Origin of the sequence: Bacillus sp. FSL L8-0528, from assembly GCF_038593085.1 — a bacterium.
Classification (GTDB): Bacteria; Bacillota; Bacilli; order Bacillales; family Bacillaceae; genus Bacillus; species Bacillus paralicheniformis.
Window position 1 is genome coordinate 1,673,012 of sequence record NZ_CP151961.1, and the last position, 20,500, is coordinate 1,693,511.

Here is a 20,500-nt window from a genome sequence, read left to right on the forward strand (position 1 = left end):
CTTTTGTTCGAATTGTGCTAAAATTTTAAAATAACAAAAGCAAACTTATCAAGAGCGGTGGAGGGACTGGTCCGATGAAACCCGGCAACCTGCGTGTGAAGCGTAAGGTGCTACTTCCAGCAAAATGCCCTCATTTTGAGAGATAAGGAATAGCGGAGTTCCTCGTCTTTCTTTCAAATTTGGAAGAAAGATTTTAATTTTTAGGGGCAGAGGAGGAGCTAGAAGTGAAGACAGATGAACAGCTTGAAAAGGTGATCATCAAAATGAAAGACATGCTGAAAGACATGAATTACGGATCGATCACATTCGTTGTTCAGGACGGCAAAGTCATTCAAATCGAAAAAAATGAAAAAATAAGATTGAAATAGCTGACTAGACAAACTAGAGGCGGTTTTCACAGTTTTTTTCTGCTGGAAGCCGTTTTTTTGTTGGCGAAAAAAGGGGGAACCGAAAATTTTTACTTACAGCACATGGGAGGAACCGAATATCTCTTTTCAGGAAGATGACTCTTATAAAGGAGCGCTGTCCGTCTTGAAATGGGCGTACGGACATTACGGAAATCAGCTTGTATATGCGTGCAGCTTCGGAATTGAGGGAATCGTCCTGATCGATTTGATTTATAAGGTGAAAAAAGATGCGGTCATCGTTTTTCTTGATACGGGACTTCATTTTAAAGAAACGTATGAAACGATCGACGCTGTCAAAGAACGATATCCAGGCCTTCAGATTATCATGAAAACACCGGAGCTTACCGTCGAAGAGCAGGCGAAAGAATATGGGGACGAACTATGGAAGACCGCTCCGAATTCCTGCTGTGAAATGAGGAAGGTCATTCCTCTCCGCGAGACGCTTTCAGGCTACCCGGCGTGGCTGTCGGGCCTGCGCCGCGAGCAATCGCCCGGGCGGAGCAAAACGAACTTTTTGAACAAAGACGAAAAATTCAAGTCTATCAAAGTTTGTCCGCTCATTCATTGGACGTGGAAGGATATTTGGAGATATGTGACAAAGCACGATCTCCCGTACAATCCGCTTCATGATCAAGGCTACCCGAGCATCGGCTGCGCTCCGTGCACCTCTCCGGCCTTCACAATGGATGATCTTCGATCAGGCCGCTGGAACGGATCGGCTAAAACAGAATGTGGATTACACGAGTAAGGAGATGAGTCATGGAACTTGCCGCCATTTTATTTAGCATGTTTTTTGCGATGAATATCGGAGCGAGCGGTGCAGCTGCTTCAATGGGAATCGCCTATGGATCTGAAGCCGTCAAAAAGAAGTTTCACGCACTAATAATCTGTGCAGCAGGCGTTCTCTCGGGCGCTGTCATCGGCGGAGGAAACGTCGTGAAAACGATCAGCTCAGGCATCATTCCCGAACGGGTGATTTCGCTTGAAATCGTCTGCATTATTATCGGATCGGCGGCACTGTCGCTCTTTATCGCAAATGTACTCGGCATCCCGCTTTCGACAAGTGAAGTGACGGTCGGATCTGTTGTCGGAGTAGGTGTCGCTTACCAGGTTTTGTATGTGAAATCTTTGCTTGTCATCGTCTCATTTTGGGTCGTTGTACCAATCGTCGCTTTTACATTTACATTTGCGGTGGCAAACATCATGAAAAAAACGATCAAACGTCCAGCCTCGGGAAAGAAAGCAAAGGTTTTGGCGGTGATTCTGTTGATCACCGGGTTTTTTGAAGCCTTCTCAGCAGGCATGAACAATGTCGCAAATGCTGTCGGACCTCTGGTGGCGGCGCATGTTTTGACAGTCGGGGAAGGAACGCTCTACGGCGGACTGTTTGTCGCGCTGGGCGCCCTTTTACTGGGCAGGCGCGTTCTTGAAACAAACGGCAAAAAAATTACGAAATTTTCAAAAGGAGAGGGGATCATCCTTTCCGGAACGGGAGCCGGGCTTGTCATCATCAGTTCGATTTTCGGTTTGCCGGTTCCGCTTGCGCAAGTCACATCATCTTCTATTATAGGGATGGGAATGGCAAAAAACGGCGGCAACGTCTTTCATAAACAAGTGGTCAAAACGATGCTGAAAGTATGGATCGTCTCGCCGTTCCTTTCATTAAGCCTGTCTTATATGCTGGTCAGCCTTTTATTAAAAGGAGACTATTACGCTCTCATCGTCGTCACAAGCGTCCTTCTGGCATCTGTCGGAACGATCAGCCTGATGAGAGCGGTCAAAAAAGAGCACAGCTCCGTCCATGAACAAGGCGGAGGAATTTAAACACAAAGTAGGGGGAAACAAGTTTATGAGTTTAGCACCACACGGCGGTGTATTGGTTAACCGCATCAATGAAGCATACGATTTTCAACACATCGCACAGGAAATTGAGCTTGATTTAATGGCTTTTTCAGATTTGGAGCTGATCGGAATCGGCGCGTACAGCCCGATCCAAGGCTTTATGACAGAGAAAGACTATCTGTCTGTTGTCGAAAATATGAGACTGTCAAGCGGCGAAGTATGGACGCTTCCGATCGCTCTGCCTGTTGACGAGCAAAAAGCTTCAAGCTTAAAAGCGGGGGACACCGCCCGCCTCACCTATAATAGGGAAACATACGGCGTCATTGAGATCGAAGACATCTATACGCCGGACAAGAAAACGGAAGCCGTCAATATCTATAAAACCGACGAACTCGAACATCCGGGCGTCAAAAAATTGTTTGACCGCGGCAGCGTTTATGTGGGCGGGCCGATCACTCTCATTAAACGGAGCGTCAAGCAATTCCCGGCGCACACATTCGAACCTCTGGAAACAAGAAAAAAATTCGCAGAACTCGGCTGGAAAACGATTGTCGGATTCCAGACGAGAAATCCGGTTCACAGAGCGCACGAATACATTCAAAAAACGGCGCTCGAGACGGTAGACGGCCTTTTCCTCAATCCGCTCGTCGGGGAAACAAAATCAGACGATATTCCGGCTGATGTCCGCATGGAAAGCTATCAGGTGCTGCTTGACGGCTACTATCCGAAAGACCGCGTCTTTCTCGGCGTTTTTCCGGCGGCGATGCGCTATGCGGGGCCGAAGGAAGCGATCTTCCATGCGCTTGTCAGAAAGAACTACGGATGCACGCACTTTATCGTCGGAAGAGACCATGCCGGAGTCGGCGATTACTACGGCACATATGAAGCGCAGGAGCTGTTCGATCAGTTCGCACCGGAAGAGATCGGCATTACGCCGCTGAAATTCGAACACAGCTTCTACTGCAATGTCTGCGGTTCAATGGCGACGGCGAAAACGTGCCCTCACAGCAAAGAACATCATGTCATTTTGTCCGGCACAAAGGTGAGGGGCATGCTGAGAAACGGCGAGTTCCCGCCGAGCACATTCAGCCGTCCAGAAGTCATTCAAACATTAATCAAAGGCTTAACGGCCGGGGTTTCTTAAGGGGGAGCATCTCTTGGTAAATAAAGATATTGTCTGGCATGAAGCGTCCATTACAAAACGGGAATATCATGAGAAAAATAAACATAAAAGCTCGATCGTTTGGCTGACGGGCTTGAGCGGTTCAGGAAAATCAACGATTGCCAACGCTGCAGCGCGTGAGTTGTTTGAACAAGGCTACCAGGTCACGGTGCTCGACGGCGACAACGTCAGGCACGGGCTGAACAAGGACCTCGGGTTTTCCGATGAAGACCGGAAGGAAAACATCCGCCGGATCGGCGAGGTCGCGAAGCTCTTTGTCGAACAGGGGACGATCGTCATTACGGCGTTCATTTCCCCTTTTAAAGAAGACCGAGGGCTTGTCAGACAGCTCGTCGAGGAAGATGAGTTTCACGAGGTCTATGTGAAATGCGATTTGGCGACGTGCGAGGAGCGCGACCCGAAAGGCTTGTACAAAAAAGCGAGAAACGGAGAAATTCCATTTTTCACGGGGATCGATTCGCCTTATGAAGAGCCTGAAACGCCTGAGCTTGTCCTTGATACAGGCGCACATAACCGGGAAGAGTGCAAAAATCAGCTCGTCCAATACGTGAAAGATCAAACGAAATAAAATGCGGGTAATAGGAAAGTGCTGCACATGCACTTTCCTATTTCATAAAGAAAACGTTTGGTTTTTGTGATATTTTCAGGCACCAAACGCTTTCTTTATGATTTATAATGAATTGAAGAAGACGTTGAGCAGATCGGGGGGAGATCTAAGATGGGGAAAGTATATATCGTTGGGGCAGGTCCTGGAGACCCCGATTTACTGACGATCAAAGCTTTAAAAGCCATCCAGACAGCCGATGTCATCTTGTATGACAGGCTTGTGAATAAACAGATTTTACAGCACGCCAAGGAGGGAGCGGATCTCATCTACTGCGGAAAGCTTCCGGACTACCACATGATGAAACAGGAAACGATCAATCATTTTCTCGTCAAGTATGCGAAAAAAGGGAAAACCGTTGTCAGGCTGAAAGGCGGCGATCCTTTCGTATTCGGCAGAGGCGGCGAGGAAGCGCAAACCCTCGCTGAACACGGAGTTGCTTATGAAATCGTGCCGGGAATCACCTCGGGGATTGCCGCCGCTGCTTATGCGGGCATTCCGGTGACACACCGGGAAGCGAGTTCAAACGTCGCTTTCGTGACAGGCCATTATCAAAAAGAAGAACATTTTGAAGAGAAGTGGAAAGCGCTAGCCACAGGGATTGATACGCTTGTCATTTATATGGGGATTAAAAACGTGAAGCAAATTGAAAGGCTTCTGATTGAAAACGGCAGAGATCCGTCTACACCTGCCGCTTTCATTCATTGGGGGACGACGGACAAACAAAAAACGGTGCTTTGCACGGTTGAAACGCTTGCCGGTACAGTCGAAAGCGAAAAAATTGTAAACCCGAGCCTGATTGTCATCGGGGATGTCGTTCAATTCAGCTCACAGTTAAGCTGGTTTGAACCCGAGCTGAAAGATCCGGCATTAAGCGAGGCGCTTTAATATGAAACAAGCGATTTTATATATCGGCCACGGGAGCCGTCTGAAAAGAGCCCAAACAGAGGCAGCCGCTTTTTTGGAGAGCTGCAAAGAAAACATGTCCGCCCCCATTCAGGAAATTTCTTTTTTGGAACTGGCGGCACCGGATATCGAAACCGGCTTTAAAGCTTGTGTGGAAAAGGGAGCGACGCATATCGCGGCTGTGCCGCTTCTCCTCTTGACAGCCGCGCATGCCAAGAGGGACATCCCTGAGGAGCTTGCCTGTGCTTCCTCGCAGTATCCTGCCGTCAGCGTCACTTACGGAAAGCCGATCGGCGTCGATCAGGAAGTCGTCAAAGCGGTTTTTACAAGGATCGAAGAAACGGGGACGCCATATGAACATGCAAGAGTCGTAGTGATCGGAAGGGGGAGCTCTGATCCCGATGTCAAACGGGATGTCTGTGACATTTGCGAGCGGCTGAGAGACCTCGCGCCCGTTGACGAGGTCATTCCCTGCTTTATGACAGCCTGTGAACCGCACTACCTGGAAGTGTTTAAACAGCTGAAAGAACGGGACGGAAAAACGACATTCATCGTGCCGTATCTGCTGTTTACCGGTATGCTGATGAACGAGATTGAAAGGGAAACCGCCAAGCTGAAAGAAACCAATCCGGATGTCGTGCTGACGGATTACCTCGGCTTCCACCCTCATGTAAAAAACGCCTTTTTGCACCGTGTGGAGGAAGCGGTTATCAACAAAGCCGGCCGCTTTGATTTTACAGGAGCATCAGATGCTGCCGCTGCACATTAACATCAAAGGCAAATCCGCAGTCATTGCAGGCGGGGGGGAGATCGCGGCGCGGCGGCTGAAAACGGTGCTGGCAGAAGGTGCAGCCGCAACCGTCATCAGCCCCGAAGCATCAGAAGAGATGCTCGGATTGATCGAAGAGCACGGCATCGAATGGAAGAAGAAAAAAGCGGAACCCGGCGATTTCAAGGATGCATTTCTGATCATTCTCGCGACCGATGATCACGAGGCGAACAAGCGGATCGCCGCATCAGCCGCTCCTGATCAGCTTGTCAATGTTGCGAGTGAAGCGGAGCTTGGAAATGTATATGTTCCGAAAATCATCAACAGAGGAAACATAACCATATCCGTCTCGACAAACGGAGCCAGCCCGCGTCACACGATCAAGCTGGCCGGACAGATTGATGATTTGATCGATGATGAGCTCGTCCAAGAGATCGACGAGCTTCTCCGTAAAAGAAGAGGCCTGAACCTTTGAGGTTCAGGCCTTTTGGCAATTATTTTTTCAGCTTGATGATCAAGTCTTCGTCAGGTGTTACAAAAACGGTTTGCTGACTGTCGTAGGTGACAAAACCGGGCTTTGCGCCATTCGGCTTTTTGACATGTCGTATTTTTGTATAGTCGACAGGTACCGAAGCCGAGTTTTTCGCTTTGCTGTAATAGGCAGCGATCTGCGCCGCTTCAAGGATGGTTTGCTCGTCCGGATCGCTCGATTGGATGACGACGTGCGACCCCGGAATATCTTTCGTGTGAAGCCAGATGTGGTCGCGGGCGGCAAGTTTCATCGTCAAATATTCGTTCTGCTTGTTGTTTTTGCCGACGAGAATCGTTTCTCCTGCGCTGGATTCGTATGTTTCGAGCGTCGGCGCCTGTTTCTTCTGTTTTTTCTGGCCCCCTTGCTGTTTGGCCCGCAAATACTTTCCTTCGGCGAGCTCTTCGCGGATTTCGGTTATATCTTTCGGAGAGGCAGACGAAAGCTGCTGAATCAGCTGGTCGAAATAAGCGATTTCCTCTTCTGCCAATCTGATCTGCTCCTTCACGACGTCCACCGAATTTTTCGCTTTTTGATATTTTGTAAAATAGCTTTGCGCGTTTTCGGAAGGCGTTTTATTCGGATTGAGCGGAATCGTGATTTCTCCGCCGTTTTCATCATAGTAGTTGATGACTCTCGCCGCTTTGTCTCCTTTTTTCAGCTGGTACAGGTTCGCTGTCAACAGCTCTCCGTACAGCTGATAATCCTTCGCGTGTTCGGACTGCTCAAGCGTTTTTTTCAGCTTTTTGATTTTGTTTTCGTTCTTTTTCTTTTCGTTTGCCGCGAAACGCTCTAAATCATGAGCCTGCTGTTTGACGCGGTCCCGCTCCGCTTTTCCGAAATAGTAGCGGTCAAGAAGTTCGCTCAGCGTATGAAAGGGTCTGTTATCGCCTTTTATATGGGTCAGCTCAAGAAGGTAAAAATATTCTTTTCCATCTTCTGTCGTGACAAGCTGGGGCTGAAAACGCCGGTTTTTGATTTCGCTGAACATCTTCGTCAAGACGCTTGGCAGGGTCGCCCTGTTGGCAAGGCCCGCGCGAAAGACGGCTTCTTTCGCAAACAGAGGCGAGACGCCGGAAAAGGTATCGACGATCTGCCTGTCCAGTTTGCCTTCCTGGAAATTCAAATGGCGGAGAATATCTTCAGTCTCCGCTTCCAGCGGTGACAATTTGTTCTGGGCGGGAGGGAGAATGTAATCGTATCCCGGAAGCACGGTGCGGTAGCTGTTCACCGAAGGTGACAGGTGCTTCAAACTGTCGATGATGACATCTTTTTCTCCGTCGGTTAACACGATGTTGCTGTGTCTTCCCATGATTTCAACCATCAGCTTTCTTGTCAGCGTGTCGCCGATTTCGTTCCGGCTCCTGATATGAAAGACCATCATTCTGTCCATGCCGATTTGCTCGACTCGGTCGATAAAGCCGCCTTCCAGATGCTTCCGAAGGAGCATGCAGAACATCGGAGGGGTGCTCGGGTTGTCATAGGTTTCGTTTGTCAGGTGAACCCGCGCATAACTCGGGTGGGCGGAGAGCAGCAATTTGCGGTTCTGCCCGTTCGCCCTGATATGAAACACCAGCTCGTGCTTAAACGGCTGATGGATTTTTGCGATTCGTCCCCCTCGAATCGTTTCATTTAATTCTTCGATCATTCCGTATGTAAAAATGCCGTCAAAAGACATATGAAAAACTCCCTTTTCTCGTTAATCCTCTTCGTAAAGCGTCCATTCAATAATTATAGCATGATTTGGGACGAGTCTGAATAAATTGACTTATAGAGATGGATAAACCAAGAGCAACCTTTAGGGCAGGAGGAGTGGACGATTCAATGAAATGGCACGAGATGGGACAAACCGAATTGTTAAACATAACAAAAACGTCCATCGGCAAAGGTTTAACAGAAAAAGAGGCCGAAAAGCGGCTGGAAAGACACGGAACAAACGAACTTCAGGAAGGGGAAAAAACATCAGCGGTCGCATTGTTTTTTTCTCAATTCAAGGACTTCATGGTTCTTGTTTTGCTTGCGGCCACATTGATTTCGGGTTTCCTCGGGGAGTATATTGACGCTATCGCGATCATCGCGATCATCTTTGTTAACGGCATTCTCGGCTTCTTTCAGGAGAGACGGGCGGAAAGATCGCTCGAGGCTTTGAAAGAACTGTCGGCTCCTCAAGTGGCTGTGCTCCGGGAGGGGGAATGGGTGAAGATCCCTTCCAAAGAGCTCGTTCCGGGAGATGTTGTCCGTTTTGCAAGCGGAGACAGAATCGGCGCCGATCTCAGGCTTGTCGAGACAAAGAGCCTTGAAATAGAAGAATCGGCTCTTACGGGTGAATCGCTTCCCGTGTCTAAACAGGCAGAGGCTTTTCAGGCGTCCGACGTATCGCTGGGCGATCTGAAGAATATGGCTTTCATGGGAACGCTGGTCACAAGGGGGAGCGGCACCGGCGTCGTTATCGGCACGGGAATGAACTCCGCGATGGGGAAAATCGCCGATATGCTCGAATCTGCCGGGAATACGGCGACCCCGCTGCAAAGAAGGCTTGAAGAGCTCGGCAAAATTTTGATTGTCGCCGCTTTGTTCCTGACGCTGCTTGTCGTTGCTGCCGGGGTCATCCAGGGGCATGACCTGTACAGCATGTTTTTAGCGGGCGTTTCCCTTGCCGTCGCTGCCATACCTGAAGGGCTGCCGGCCATTGTCACGGTCGCTCTGTCTCTCGGCGTACAGCGGATGATCAGGCAAAAGTCGATCGTCAGAAAGCTGCCCGCGGTTGAGACGCTCGGCTGCGCGTCCATTATTTGCTCCGATAAAACCGGAACGATGACGCAGAACAAAATGACGGTCACCCATGTCTGGTCAGGCGGGAAAACGTGGAACGTGTCAGGGATCGGCTACGAACCCGAAGGCTCCTTCACCATGAACGGGCGCGACGTGCAAGCCAGGCATCATAAACCGCTCCAACAGGTCCTTCTGTTCGGCGCATTATGCAATTCATCTTCGATTATTGAAAAAGACGGGGAGTTTCGTCTTGACGGCGATCCCACCGAAGGCGCTTTGCTGACGGCGGCTCGAAAAGCGGGTTTTACGGACAGATATGTTGACGAACATTTTAAAATCATCGAGGAGTTTCCGTTTGATTCGACGCGGAAAATGATGTCTGTCATTGCGGAAGATAAGAGCGGCAAGCGCTTTGTCATCACAAAGGGCGCGCCTGATGTATTGATGAAGCGTTCGTCGCATACGCTGACAGACGAAAAGCGCGAAATCTTCACAAAGGCAAGGCTCGCCGAAACAAGCGCGGCGCTGGAAACGCTTGCGTCCCAAGCGCTGAGGACGATTGCTGTCGCGTATAAACCGATCAAAGAAACAGAAAATCTCTCGCTCGAAAAAGCGGAGTCAGGCTTAACTTTCATCGGGCTGTTAGGGATGATCGATCCGCCGCGGCCTGAAGTGAAAACAGCGATTAAAGAGTGCCGGGAAGCGGGGATCAAAACAGTGATGATCACCGGCGATCATGTAATAACAGCAACAGCCATCGCAAAAGATCTCGGGTTATTGCCGCCGCGCGGAAAGGTCATGGACGGCCAAATGCTGAACGAGCTCTCGCAGGAAGAATTGGCGGAAATTGTTGACGATGTTTACGTGTTTGCAAGGGTGTCGCCCGAACATAAGCTGAAGATCGTGACCGCCTACCAGGAAAACGGGCACATCGTCGCGATGACCGGAGACGGAGTCAATGATGCCCCTGCGATTAAACAGGCGGATATCGGCATTTCGATGGGGATTACGGGAACGGATGTCGCCAAGGAGGCATCATCGCTCATTCTTGTCGATGATAATTTTGCGACGATTAAATCGGCCATCAAGGAAGGACGCAATATCTATGAAAATATTAGAAAATTCATCAGATATTTGCTCGCATCCAATGTCGGCGAAATTTTGGTCATGCTGTTTGCGATGCTGCTCGCTCTGCCGCTGCCGCTTGTTCCGATACAGATTCTATGGGTCAACCTTGTGACGGACGGCCTGCCTGCCATGGCGCTCGGCATGGATCAGCCTGAAGACGATGTGATGCAGAGGAAGCCGCGAAGTCCGAAAGAAGGCGTGTTTGCAAGGGGGCTCGGCTGGAAGGTCGTATCGCGCGGCTTTTTAATCGGAATTGCCACACTCGGGGCGTTTATGTTCATTTACAACCGCAACCCGGAAGCGCTTGAGTATGCTCAGACGGTCGCTTTTGCAACGCTCGTCCTTGCGCAGCTGATCCATGTGTTCGACTGCCGGAGCGAGCGGTCTATCTTTGACCGCAATCCGTTTGAAAACATTTATTTGCTCGGCGCAGTATTATCTTCGATTCTTTTAATGCTTGTCGTTATTTATTATCCGCCGCTGCAGCCGATTTTCCATACGGTTCCGATTTTAATGGCAGACTGGCTCCTGATTGTCGGAATGTCAGCGATTCCAACTTTTTTATTGGCCGGGTCACTTTTGACAAGAAAAAAATAGGCTTGTATGATATAATCTTAAAGGTAATAGAGGTTTCTATTGCCTTTTCATCTTGCGTAAATTTAAATCAAAGAAAGTCTTTTTCACTTAAACGGAATTGGGTGTGTTTTATGATACGGAGTATGACCGGTTTCGGCAGCGCGAGCAAAACGAAGGATGGGCTGACAGCAGCTGTTGAGCTGAAATCTGTCAACTATCGGTTTAAAGAAGTAAACGCACGCATGCCAAGACCTTTGCTCTATTTAGAAGACAAAATAAAGCAAACGATTTTTAGACATATACAAAGGGGTCGGCTGGAGCTGTTCGTTTCCGTTGACGACGAGGCTCTGGTCACCCGGAAAATCCAGGTTGACTGGCCGCTGCTTGAAGAGTACCAGAAAGCCGCGCGCGAAATGAAAGAGCGCTGCCGGCTTTCAGGAGAGATCACGCTTCAAGACGCCTTTCAGTTTGACCATGTCATCCAAGTTGAAGAAGAGCCGATCCAAAACGACAAGCTTGAAGAAGTCCTTCTTGAAGCGGTCGAGGCTGCCGTTCTTGAATTGTGCAGCATGCGCGAAGCAGAAGGGATGAGGTTGAAGGATGACTGCCTTCAGCATATTGAAAGGCTTGAAAAGCTGACAGACGACATCGCAGAGCTTGCTCCCAAGGTCGTCGGCCACTATCGGGAACGCCTTGAGGCGCGCCTTGAAGAATGGTCAACAGACGGTCTCGATGAAAGCCGTCTGCTTACGGAAGTCGCTCTGTTTGCAGACCGTTCGGATATCACGGAAGAAGTGACGAGGCTGAAAAGCCATTTCCGCCAGTTCCGCGATATTTGCGAAGCGGGCGGGGCCGCGGGGAGAAAGCTCGACTTCCTCGTCCAGGAGCTGAACCGTGAAGCGAACACGATCGGTTCAAAAGCGAATGATCACCAGATCACAAAACATGTGGTCGAAATGAAAAGCTCTATTGAAAAAATAAAAGAACAAGTGCAAAATATAGAATAGCGATTGTGCGTATTGTTTACGGATGTTCTCTGCAGGTTAAACTAGAGACGTCCAAGTACAGGGGGAACGTATAGGATGACGATTAAACTGATCAATATCGGCTTTGGTAATATCATATCCGCGAATCGGCTGATCTCGATTGTGAGTCCGGAGTCCGCGCCTATTAAGCGGATGATTCAGGATGCCAGAGACCGCGGCATGCTTATAGATGCTACATATGGAAGAAGAACCCGTGCGGTTGTCATTATGGACAGTGACCATATCATCTTATCTGCCGTCCAGCCTGAGACAGTAGCACAAAGGCTTTCCGTTAAAGAAGAAATTATGGATGAAGGGCAGGGATAAGAGCTTTATGAAAGAAAGAGGTTTATTAATCGTTCTCTCCGGCCCTTCCGGCGTCGGAAAAGGAACAGTCAGGCAGGCGCTGTTTGCTCAGGAGGACACAAAATTTGAATATTCGATTTCGGTGACGACAAGAAAACCGCGGCAGGGCGAAAGAGACGGCGTCGACTACTTTTTTAAGACGCGCGAAGAGTTCGAAGAGATGATCGAGAACAACAAGCTGCTCGAATGGGCCGAATATGTCGGCAACTATTACGGAACACCCGTTGACTACGTCGAACAGACTCTTGAAAGCGGCAGGGACGTTTTTCTCGAAATCGAAGTCCAAGGTGCGCTGCAAGTCAGAAAGGCATTTCCTGAAGGCTTGTTTATCTTTTTGGCGCCTCCGAGTCTCGCCGAATTGAAAAACCGGATTGTCACAAGAGGGACAGAAACAGAAGCCCTGATTGAAAACCGGATGAAAGCGGCAAAGGAAGAAATCGAACTGATGGACGCCTACGATTATGTTGTCGAAAATGACAGCATTGAGCTTGCGTGCGAAAGAATCAAAGCAATCGTTCTCGCTGAACATTTACGGCGCGACCGCATTGCTCCAAGATATAAGAAAATGCTGGAGGTTGAATAATTATGCTAGATCCGTCAATTGACTCTTTAATGAATAAACTGGATTCAAAATACACGCTCGTTACCGTATCGGCACGACGCGCCCGCGAAATGCAGATCAACAAAGACGCGCAGATCGAAAATCCGAAGTCGCATAAATTTGTAGGCAAAGCGCTGGAAGAAATTGATGCCGGACTGCTTACATTCGAAAAGGAAAATCGCTAATAGCCTTAAAAATAGCAACCTATACACTAGGTTGTTATTTTTTTCAGGGCCGGCGAACAGAACATAAGGGGGAGAAAAAACGATGCTGAAAAATCGCAACATCCTGCTGGGAGTAAGCGGAGGAATCGCAGTATACAAAGCGGCCGCCTTGACGAGCAAGCTCGTACAGGCAGGAGCCAATGTGAAAGTCATCATGACAAAATCCGCCTGTGAATTTGTGTCTCCGCTCACCTTTCAAGCGCTTTCGCGCAATGAAGTATATACCAACACGTTCGAAGAACCGAATCCCCGTGTCATCGCCCATATCGATGCCGCGGATTGGGCGGATCTTGTGATCGTTGCTCCGGCAACGGCCAATGTGATCGGAAAACTCGCTTCAGGCATTGCCGATGACATGCTGACGACGACGCTTTTGGCGACGACTGCGCCGGTCTGGATTGCTCCGGCAATGAACGTCCATATGTACGACCACCCGGCCGTTCAGCGGAACATCAGCGTTCTTTACAAAGACGGCTGCCGGTTTATCGAGCCGAGTGAAGGCTACCTTGCGTGCGGCTATATCGGCAAAGGCAGACTTGAAGAGCCCGAACGGATCGTCCAGTTGGCCGAGTCGTACTTTTCAAACGAAAACAGCGGTTTGCTTGAAGGAAAGCGTGTCTTAATTACAGCGGGCCCGACAAGAGAACAAATCGATCCCGTCCGCTTTTTCTCCAACCGTTCGACAGGGAAAATGGGCTATGCTTTCGCTGAGGAAGCGGCAAAAATGGGAGCGCGCGTGACGCTGATTGCCGGCCCGACATCGCTTGATGATCCCGCAGGAGTTGACGTTATTCATGTTCAGTCTGCAGAAGATATGTATCAAGCGGCTCTATCCGTTTTCGATGAGAGCGACATCGTCATCAAAACGGCAGCTGTGGCTGATTACAGGCCAAAGCATATTCACGATCAAAAAATGAAGAAAAAGGACGGCGGTCTCGTCATTGAGCTTGAGCGGACGAAGGATATTTTAAAAGCGCTGGGAGAGCGGAAAACAAAGCAAATCTTGGTCGGCTTTGCAGCCGAAACGCAGCACGTCGAAGACTATGCCAAACAAAAGCTGGAGAAAAAAAATCTCGATCTGATTGTCGCCAACAATATCACAGCTGAAGGCGCCGGTTTTGGAACGGAAACCAACATCGTGACGGTGTTTCACCGAGACGGCAAAAAGACGGCGCACCCTCTGATGTCAAAACGGGAGGTTGCCGCCGAAGTCTTGAAGGAAGCCGCTGAGCTTGCCGGCAGGAGCGGAACGTCCTCATGAATTTCGCTGAAGTGATCGTCGATGTTACAACCAAAAATATCGACAGGCCGTTTGACTACCGCATTCCCGACAAATTCAAAGGGATGATTAAAAAAGGGATGCGCGTGATTGTTCCGTTCGGCGCCCGCAAAATCCAGGGATTTGTCACCGGCGTGAAAGAATCGTCTGAGCTCGCCGGCCGTTCGGTTAAGGATATCGAGGATATCCTTGATTTGACGCCTGTTTTGACGGAGGAGCTGCTCGAGCTGTCAGATTGGCTGACAGAAAAAACACTTTCTTTTAAAATTACAGCTTTGCAGGCGATGCTCCCCCCGGCTATGAAAGCAAAATACGGCAAAGAAATCAAGGTGATCGGCGATAAGCCGCTTCCCGAACCGCTTAAAACCCTGTTTTCACAAAAAGAAACACTTTCTTATTCCGATATAGATGACCATGGGACATTAAAGCTGGTTCAGCGCCAGGTTCAAGAGGGCAACCTTGAAGTGGCGTATAAAGTAAAGCAGAAAACAAACAAAAAAACGCGGAGAATGATCGCCCCCCTTTGCGCGAAAGAGCATTTAAAAGAAGCGCTTGACGGCCTCTCCCCGCAAGCCGTCAAACAAAAAGCGGTCCTTCAGTTTTTCATCGACCGCAAAGAAGCCGGTGCTGTTCCGGCAAAAGATCTGATCGGCAAAACGGGAGGCTCTTCCGCGTCCGTAAAAGCGCTGATCGACAAGGGGCTGTTAAAGGAAAGCGAAGAGGAGGTTTACAGGGATCCTTATCAGGACAGAATGTTCAAAAAAACCGAACCGCTTCCGCTGACTGAAGAGCAGGCGCAGGCGTACGAGGCGATAGCAGAGGCGATCGAAGACAAGCGGCACGATGTGTTTCTTCTTCACGGAGTGACCGGAAGCGGAAAAACGGAAGTCTATCTGCAATCGGTCGAAAAGGTGCTGGAAGCCGGCAAAGAAGCGATCATTCTCGTTCCGGAAATTTCGCTGACGCCGCAGATGGTCAACCGCTTTAAAGGCCGCTTTGGCTCACAGGTAGCCGTCATGCACAGCGGGCTTTCAACAGGAGAAAAATATGATGAATGGCGGAAAATCCACCGCAAAGAAGTCCGGCTTGTCGTCGGGGCGCGCTCGGCGCTTTTTGCGCCGTTTGAAAATCTCGGCATGATTATTATCGATGAAGAGCACGAAACATCGTACAAGCAGGAAGAGATGCCGAGATACCATGCGAAAGAAGTGGCGATTCAAAGGGCCGAATACCACCGCTGTCCGGTCGTCCTCGGCAGTGCCACGCCGACGCTCGAATCGTTCGCAAGGGCGAAAAAAGGCGTGTACAAGCTTCTTTCCCTCAAGCACCGCGTCAATCACCAAGTCATGCCTGACGTGTCTCTCGTCGATATGAGGGAGGAACTGCGCAGCGGAAACCGCTCGATGTTTTCCAAAGACTTAATGGCCGGACTTGAGAAAACCCTTGAAAAAGGAGAGCAGGCCGTTCTGTTTTTAAACAAAAGGGGATATTCCTCATTTGTCATGTGCAGAGACTGCGGATATGTCATCCAGTGCCCTCATTGCGAAATTTCATTGACGTACCACAGGTATGGACAGCGTCTGAAGTGCCATTACTGCGGCTATGAAACCGGCATGCCGTCAAGCTGCCCCGAATGCGGAAGTGAGCATATCCGCTACTTTGGCACAGGCACACAGCGGGTCGAAGAAGAATTGACGAAGGTTCTGCCGGCTGCAAGGGTGATCCGCATGGATGTCGATACAACCTCAAGAAAAGGAGCGCATGAAAAGCTGCTCACATCCTTTGGCAAAGGCGAAGCCGATATTCTGCTCGGAACACAGATGATCGCCAAAGGGCTCGATTTTGAAAACGTCACGCTCGTCGGTGTTTTGAGCGCGGATACGATGCTTCACATCCCCGATTTCAGAGCAGCTGAAAAAACGTTCCAGCTGATGACGCAGGTGAGCGGAAGAGCAGGGCGCCACGAAAAGCCGGGCAAGGTGATCATTCAGACGTACACCCCGTCCCATTACAGCATTCAGCTCACGAAAACGCACGATTATGAAACATTCTTCCGGCAGGAGATGCTGCACAGAAGGGAACAGGCCTATCCCCCCTATTATTATTTGGCGCTCGTCAGCGTATCGCACGAGGAAGTGACGAAGGCGGCGCTCGTGACTGAAAAAATCGCCAACTATTTAAAACAGAACATTTCAAGCGAGGCGAAGATTCTCGGCCCAGTCGCGTCGCCGATCGCCAGGATCAAAGATAGATATCGCTATCAATGCGTGATAAAATACAAACAGGAAAACCAGCTTACATCGTTGCTTAAAAACATTATGGATCATTACAAACGAGATATTGAACAAAAGCAATTGATGATTTCGATCGACATGAATCCATATATGATGATGTAAAAATAACAGTGTGATGGAGGGCTTCTAGATTGGCAGTAAAACCGATCGTAACGTATCCGGCGGAGGTTCTTGAAACCCCTGCCGAACCCGTTGCGTCTTTTGATAAATCATTAAAGAAACTGCTCGACAATATGTATGATACGATGCTTGAGCTGGACGGAGTCGGACTTGCCGCCCCGCAAATCGGCGTTTCAAAAAGAGCGGCAGTTGTCGATATCGGCGATGACACGGGCAGAATTGAACTGGTCAACCCGGAGGTCATCGAAGAGAGCGGTGAACAAACGGGTCCTGAAGGCTGTTTGAGCTTTCCCGATCTATACGGTGAAGTGAAGCGTTCGGATTATGTAAAGGTCAAGGCGTTCGACCGCCGCGGAAAACCGTTCACGATTGAAGCTGAAGGCTTTTTGGCGCGGGCGCTGCTGCATGAAATCGACCATTTGGACGGTATTTTATTCACATCAAAAGTAACACGCTATTATGATGCGGAAGAACTTGAGGAAATGGAAGGATGATTGGATGACAAGGATCGTTTTTATGGGAACGCCGGATTTTTCCGTCCCGGTGCTCAGTACATTGATTGATGACGGCTATGAGGTGGTGGGTGTCGTCACCCAGCCTGACCGCCCGAAAGGCAGAAAAAAAGTGATGACCCCTCCGCCTGTCAAGGAGGAAGCGCTGCGCCGCGGCATTCCCGTGCTCCAGCCTGAAAAAGTGAGGGAAGAAGCGGAGACGGACAGGATTTTGGCGCTTGAACCCGATCTAATTGTAACGGCGGCATTCGGGCAGATCCTGCCGAAAAAGCTCCTCGATTATCCGAAATACGGCTGTATCAATGTCCATGCCTCTCTTCTGCCCGAGCTGCGCGGAGGAGCCCCGATCCATTACGCCATTCTGGAAGGCAAAGAGAAAACTGGCGTGACGATCATGTACATGGTCGAAAAATTGGATGCAGGCGATATGCTTGCCAAAGTTGAAGTTGACATCGAAGAAACCGATAATGTCGGCACGCTCCACGACAAGCTGAGCAAGGCCGGGGCTGAGCTTCTTTCCGAAACGGTTCCGAAAGTCATTGACGGTTCGGCAACCCCTGAAAAACAGGATGAACGGGAAGCGACATACGCACCGAACATTAAACGCGAACAGGAACTGATCGACTGGTCAAAGACCGGCGAAGTCCTGTACAACCAAGTCAGGGGCTTGAATCCTTGGCCTGTCGCATACACGGTTTTAAACGGCCAGACGCTGAAAGTATGGGCTGCGAAAAAATGCGAAGCCTTAAAACAGGCAGAGCCGGGAGAGGTCGTCTCCGTTGAAAAAGACGGCATTGTCGTCGCTACCGGAAATGACACCGCGTTAAAATTAACGGAAGTGCAGCCTGCGGGCAAAAAAAGAATGAAGGCCGAAGATTTTGTCAGGGGCGCGGGTCTTCAAGCCGGAATGAAATTGGGTCAAAACGATGAAAAATAATGTGAGGGAAGTCGCGCTTGATGCACTGATTAAGCTTGACCAGAATCAGGCATACAGCAATCTTTTGCTTCAGTCTGTCATGAAAGCGAACGATTTAAGCGACAAAGACAGAGGCCTTTTGACAGAACTCGTTTACGGCACCCTTCAAAACAAGCTGGCGCTCGATTATATGCTGAAGCCGTTTATTAAAAAGCCGGAAAAGGTGAAAGACTGGGTCATCCATCTGTTGAGAATGTCGCTGTACCAGATGGAATACCTGGAGAAAATCCCTGACCGGGCCGCCCTTTTTGAAGCAGTTGAAATCGCTAAAAAACGCGGGCATAAAGGAATTTCTTCATTTGTTAACGGCGTTCTGCGCTCCGTTCAGAGGGAAGGCGTGCCTTCTTTTTCTGATATATCCGACCCGGTTGAACGCCTAGCGGTTGAGACAAGCCATCCGGAATGGCTTGTCAGGGAATGGACGGATGCCTACGGGTTCGAAGCGGCAGAACAAATCTGCCGGATTCACATGATCCCGCCGAAGCAGACGATCCGCGTCAACAGGCTGAAACACGACCGGGATACGCTTCTTTCCCGCCTGAATGAAGCGGGGATTGAGGCGGAAGAAGGCGACTTGTCCGAAGATGCTGTCAAACTGCAAAAAGGAACGATTGCATCCACTCCTTTTTTCAAAGAAGGCGAAGTCACCATACAAGATGAAAGCTCAATGCTGGTAGCGAGAGCCCTCGGTCCTGAACCGGGTGAAACGGTGCTGGACGCCTGCGCAGCGCCGGGAGGAAAATCCACTCATATCGGCGAACTGCTCGAAGATACGGGAAAGATCGTTTCCCTTGACCTTCATCAGCATAAAGTAAAGCTGATCAAAGAAGCTGCAGGCCGGATCGGGCTTTCCAACATTGAAGCAAGGGCGCTGGATGCCAGAAAAGCCGGCGAAGCCTTCGAACCGGAGCAGTTTGACCGGATTCTTGTCGACGCTCCGTGTTCGGGCTTCGGTGTCATCCGCAGAAAACCGGATCTCAAATACAGCAAAACGCCCGAAGACAGCGTGCGTCTCGCCGGGATTCAGCTGGCGATTTTAAACGAAATCGCACCTTTATTGAAAACAGGCGGGACATTGGTCTACAGCACATGCACAATGGACCCAACCGAAAATGAACAAGTCATGCATGCTTTTTTGAAAGAACACGACGAATTTGAAGCAGACCCTACCCTCGCCGAGCGGCTGCCCGAAAAAGCGGCGCCGTATGTCAAGGATGGAAGCATTCAAATCCTTCCCCACTACTTTGGAACGGACGGCTTCTTTATTTGCAGCATGAGAAAGAAGGGATCACAATAATGGAATCGAAACAAAAAGTAAGAAAAGAATTGCGGACAGAACGACCGTCCATCTATTCTTTTGAAATAGAAGAACTGAAAAGCTGGCTTTCGGAAAACGGCGAAAAACCTTTCCGCGCCGCGCAAATATTCGAATGGCTTTACGAAAAGAGAGTCACGTCATTTGAAAAGATGACAAACCTTTCAAAAGAGCTGCGGACAAAGCTGAACGAGCATTTCGTATTAACGACGCTGAAAACGGCCGTCAAGCAGACTTCACAAGATGGAACGATGAAGTTTTTATTCGAGCTTCATGACGGCTACACGATCGAAACCGTATTAATGCGGCACGAATATGGCAATTCTGTTTGTGTAACGACACAGGTGGGCTGCCGAATCGGCTGTACGTTTTGCGCGTCGACCCTCGGCGGCTTAAAGCGGAACCTGGAAGCCGGAGAGATCGTCGCCCAGGTTGTCAAAGTGCAGCAGGCGCTTGATGAAACAGATGAACGCGTCAGTTCAATCGTCATTATGGGAATCGGCGAGCCGTTCGATAATTTTCAGGAAATGCTTGCATTCCTGAAAATCGTCAACCATGATAAAGGGCTGAATATCGGGGCGCGCCATATCACCGTATCAACGAGCGGGATCATTCCGAAAATCTATGAGTTTGCAGATGAGAAGCTGCAGATCAACTTTGCGATTTCCCTGCACGCGCCGAACACTGAAATCAGAAGCCGGCTGATGCCGATCAACAGAGCCTACAAGCTGCCGGAGCTGATGAAAGCGGTCGATTACTACATTAAGAAAACCGGCAGAAGGGTTACGTTTGAATACGGGCTTTTCGGCGGTGTCAACGATCAGGTTGAACACGCGGAAGAGCTGGCTGAATTGCTAAAAGGAATCAAATGCCACGTCAACTTGATTCCGGTCAACTATGTACCTGAACGAGACTATGTCAGAACACCGAAAGAACAGATTTTCGCCTTTGAAAAAACATTAAAGTCTCATGGAGTAAATGTCACGATCAGAAGAGAGCAAGGCCATGATATTGACGCTGCCTGCGGACAGCTTCGTGCAAAGGAGCGCCAGGAAGAGACGAGGTGAATCAA

General features: G+C 49.5%; 20 protein-coding genes and 1 riboswitch. Of the genes, 19 read left to right on the plus strand and 1 reads right to left on the minus strand.

The genetic code is table 11. The features are described 5' to 3' along the window. Positions 1-42 precede the first annotated feature (42 nt). A riboswitch (SAM riboswitch) is annotated at positions 43-149 on the plus strand. A 75-nt stretch (positions 150-224) separates the two neighbouring features. The 8 genes from MHI30_RS08525 (at position 225) to MHI30_RS08560 (ending at position 6,186) form a co-directional block, all read left to right on the plus strand. Beyond that, positions 225-368 (plus strand): YezD family protein, encoded by a 144-nt coding sequence (locus tag MHI30_RS08525; protein ID WP_003181635.1) that lies wholly within the window; start codon positions 225-227, stop codon positions 366-368. Positions 369-453: 85 nt separating this feature from the next. Next, positions 454-1,155, plus strand: a complete 702-nt coding sequence (locus tag MHI30_RS08530) for a phosphoadenylyl-sulfate reductase (RefSeq protein WP_075752904.1) — start codon at positions 454-456, stop codon at positions 1,153-1,155. A gap of 11 nt (positions 1,156-1,166) precedes the next feature. After that, positions 1,167-2,231, plus strand: a complete 1,065-nt coding sequence (locus tag MHI30_RS08535) for an inorganic phosphate transporter (RefSeq protein ID WP_075752902.1) — start codon at positions 1,167-1,169, stop codon at positions 2,229-2,231. A 25-nt stretch (positions 2,232-2,256) separates the two neighbouring features. Next, positions 2,257-3,393, plus strand: a complete 1,137-nt coding sequence (gene sat / locus MHI30_RS08540) for a sulfate adenylyltransferase (RefSeq protein WP_075752900.1) — start codon at positions 2,257-2,259, stop codon at positions 3,391-3,393. A gap of 13 nt (positions 3,394-3,406) precedes the next feature. Then, a complete protein-coding gene (gene cysC / locus MHI30_RS08545) occupies positions 3,407-4,000 on the plus strand; it encodes an adenylyl-sulfate kinase (RefSeq protein ID WP_020451337.1) in 594 nt (197 codons plus the stop codon). Positions 4,001-4,150: 150 nt separating this feature from the next. After that, positions 4,151-4,924, plus strand: coding sequence for a uroporphyrinogen-III C-methyltransferase (gene cobA / locus MHI30_RS08550; RefSeq protein ID WP_075752898.1), 774 nt, complete (start codon positions 4,151-4,153; stop codon positions 4,922-4,924). A gap of 1 nt (position 4,925) precedes the next feature. Further along, positions 4,926-5,711, plus strand: a complete 786-nt coding sequence (locus tag MHI30_RS08555) for a sirohydrochlorin chelatase (protein WP_075752896.1) — start codon at positions 4,926-4,928, stop codon at positions 5,709-5,711. Further along, a complete protein-coding gene (locus tag MHI30_RS08560; RefSeq protein WP_075752894.1) occupies positions 5,692-6,186 on the plus strand; it encodes an NAD(P)-dependent oxidoreductase in 495 nt (164 codons plus the stop codon). Before MHI30_RS08555 ends, MHI30_RS08560 begins: the two co-directional genes overlap by 20 nt. A 19-nt stretch (positions 6,187-6,205) precedes the next feature. On the opposite strand, the gene MHI30_RS08565 is transcribed toward MHI30_RS08560, so the two are convergent. Next, the gene (locus MHI30_RS08565) at positions 6,206-7,918 is read right to left on the minus strand and encodes an NFACT RNA binding domain-containing protein (RefSeq protein WP_075752892.1); all 1,713 of its coding nucleotides are present in this window, start codon (positions 7,916-7,918) and stop codon (positions 6,206-6,208) included. Between the two features lie 146 nt (positions 7,919-8,064). Between MHI30_RS08565 and MHI30_RS08570 the strand changes: the two genes are divergently transcribed. The 11 genes from MHI30_RS08570 (at position 8,065) to rlmN (ending at position 20,495) form a co-directional block, all read left to right on the plus strand. Next, positions 8,065-10,737, plus strand: a complete 2,673-nt coding sequence (locus MHI30_RS08570; RefSeq protein ID WP_075752890.1) for a calcium-translocating P-type ATPase, SERCA-type — start codon at positions 8,065-8,067, stop codon at positions 10,735-10,737. Positions 10,738-10,847: 110 nt separating this feature from the next. Next, positions 10,848-11,723, plus strand: a complete 876-nt coding sequence (locus MHI30_RS08575; protein ID WP_075752888.1) for a YicC/YloC family endoribonuclease — start codon at positions 10,848-10,850, stop codon at positions 11,721-11,723. 75 nt (positions 11,724-11,798) lie between these two features. Next, entirely contained in the window at positions 11,799-12,068 is a 270-nt protein-coding gene (remA, locus tag MHI30_RS08580; protein ID WP_003181657.1) for an extracellular matrix/biofilm regulator RemA, read from the plus strand. 7 nt (positions 12,069-12,075) lie between these two features. Beyond that, positions 12,076-12,690: a guanylate kinase gene (gene gmk, locus MHI30_RS08585; protein ID WP_075753448.1), complete on the plus strand. Its 615-nt coding sequence runs from the start codon at positions 12,076-12,078 to the stop codon at positions 12,688-12,690. 2 nt (positions 12,691-12,692) lie between these two features. Then, complete coding sequence (rpoZ, locus tag MHI30_RS08590; RefSeq protein ID WP_020451344.1) at positions 12,693-12,893, plus strand: DNA-directed RNA polymerase subunit omega; 201 nt, start codon at positions 12,693-12,695, stop codon at positions 12,891-12,893. An 82-nt stretch (positions 12,894-12,975) separates the two neighbouring features. Further along, positions 12,976-14,193 carry a bifunctional phosphopantothenoylcysteine decarboxylase/phosphopantothenate--cysteine ligase CoaBC gene (coaBC, locus tag MHI30_RS08595; RefSeq protein ID WP_075752886.1) on the plus strand — a complete coding sequence of 406 codons (1,218 nt, stop codon included), beginning with the start codon at positions 12,976-12,978 and terminating at the stop codon, positions 14,191-14,193. Further along, a complete protein-coding gene (gene priA / locus MHI30_RS08600; protein ID WP_075752884.1) occupies positions 14,190-16,607 on the plus strand; it encodes a primosomal protein N' in 2,418 nt (805 codons plus the stop codon). The genes coaBC and priA overlap by 4 nt, the downstream gene beginning before the upstream one ends. Positions 16,608-16,636: 29 nt before the next feature. After that, on the plus strand, positions 16,637-17,119 hold the full coding sequence (gene def, locus MHI30_RS08605; protein ID WP_009328532.1) for a peptide deformylase: 483 nt from the start codon (positions 16,637-16,639) through the stop codon (positions 17,117-17,119). A gap of 4 nt (positions 17,120-17,123) precedes the next feature. Continuing rightward, on the plus strand, positions 17,124-18,074 hold the full coding sequence (gene fmt / locus MHI30_RS08610; RefSeq protein ID WP_075752882.1) for a methionyl-tRNA formyltransferase: 951 nt from the start codon (positions 17,124-17,126) through the stop codon (positions 18,072-18,074). Beyond that, positions 18,064-19,410 (plus strand): 16S rRNA (cytosine(967)-C(5))-methyltransferase RsmB, encoded by a 1,347-nt coding sequence (gene rsmB / locus MHI30_RS08615; protein ID WP_075752880.1) that lies wholly within the window; start codon positions 18,064-18,066, stop codon positions 19,408-19,410. Before fmt ends, rsmB begins: the two co-directional genes overlap by 11 nt. Next, a complete protein-coding gene (gene rlmN, locus MHI30_RS08620; RefSeq protein WP_095290536.1) occupies positions 19,407-20,495 on the plus strand; it encodes a 23S rRNA (adenine(2503)-C(2))-methyltransferase RlmN in 1,089 nt (362 codons plus the stop codon). Before rsmB ends, rlmN begins: the two co-directional genes overlap by 4 nt. The last annotated feature ends 5 nt before the right edge of the window (positions 20,496-20,500 follow it).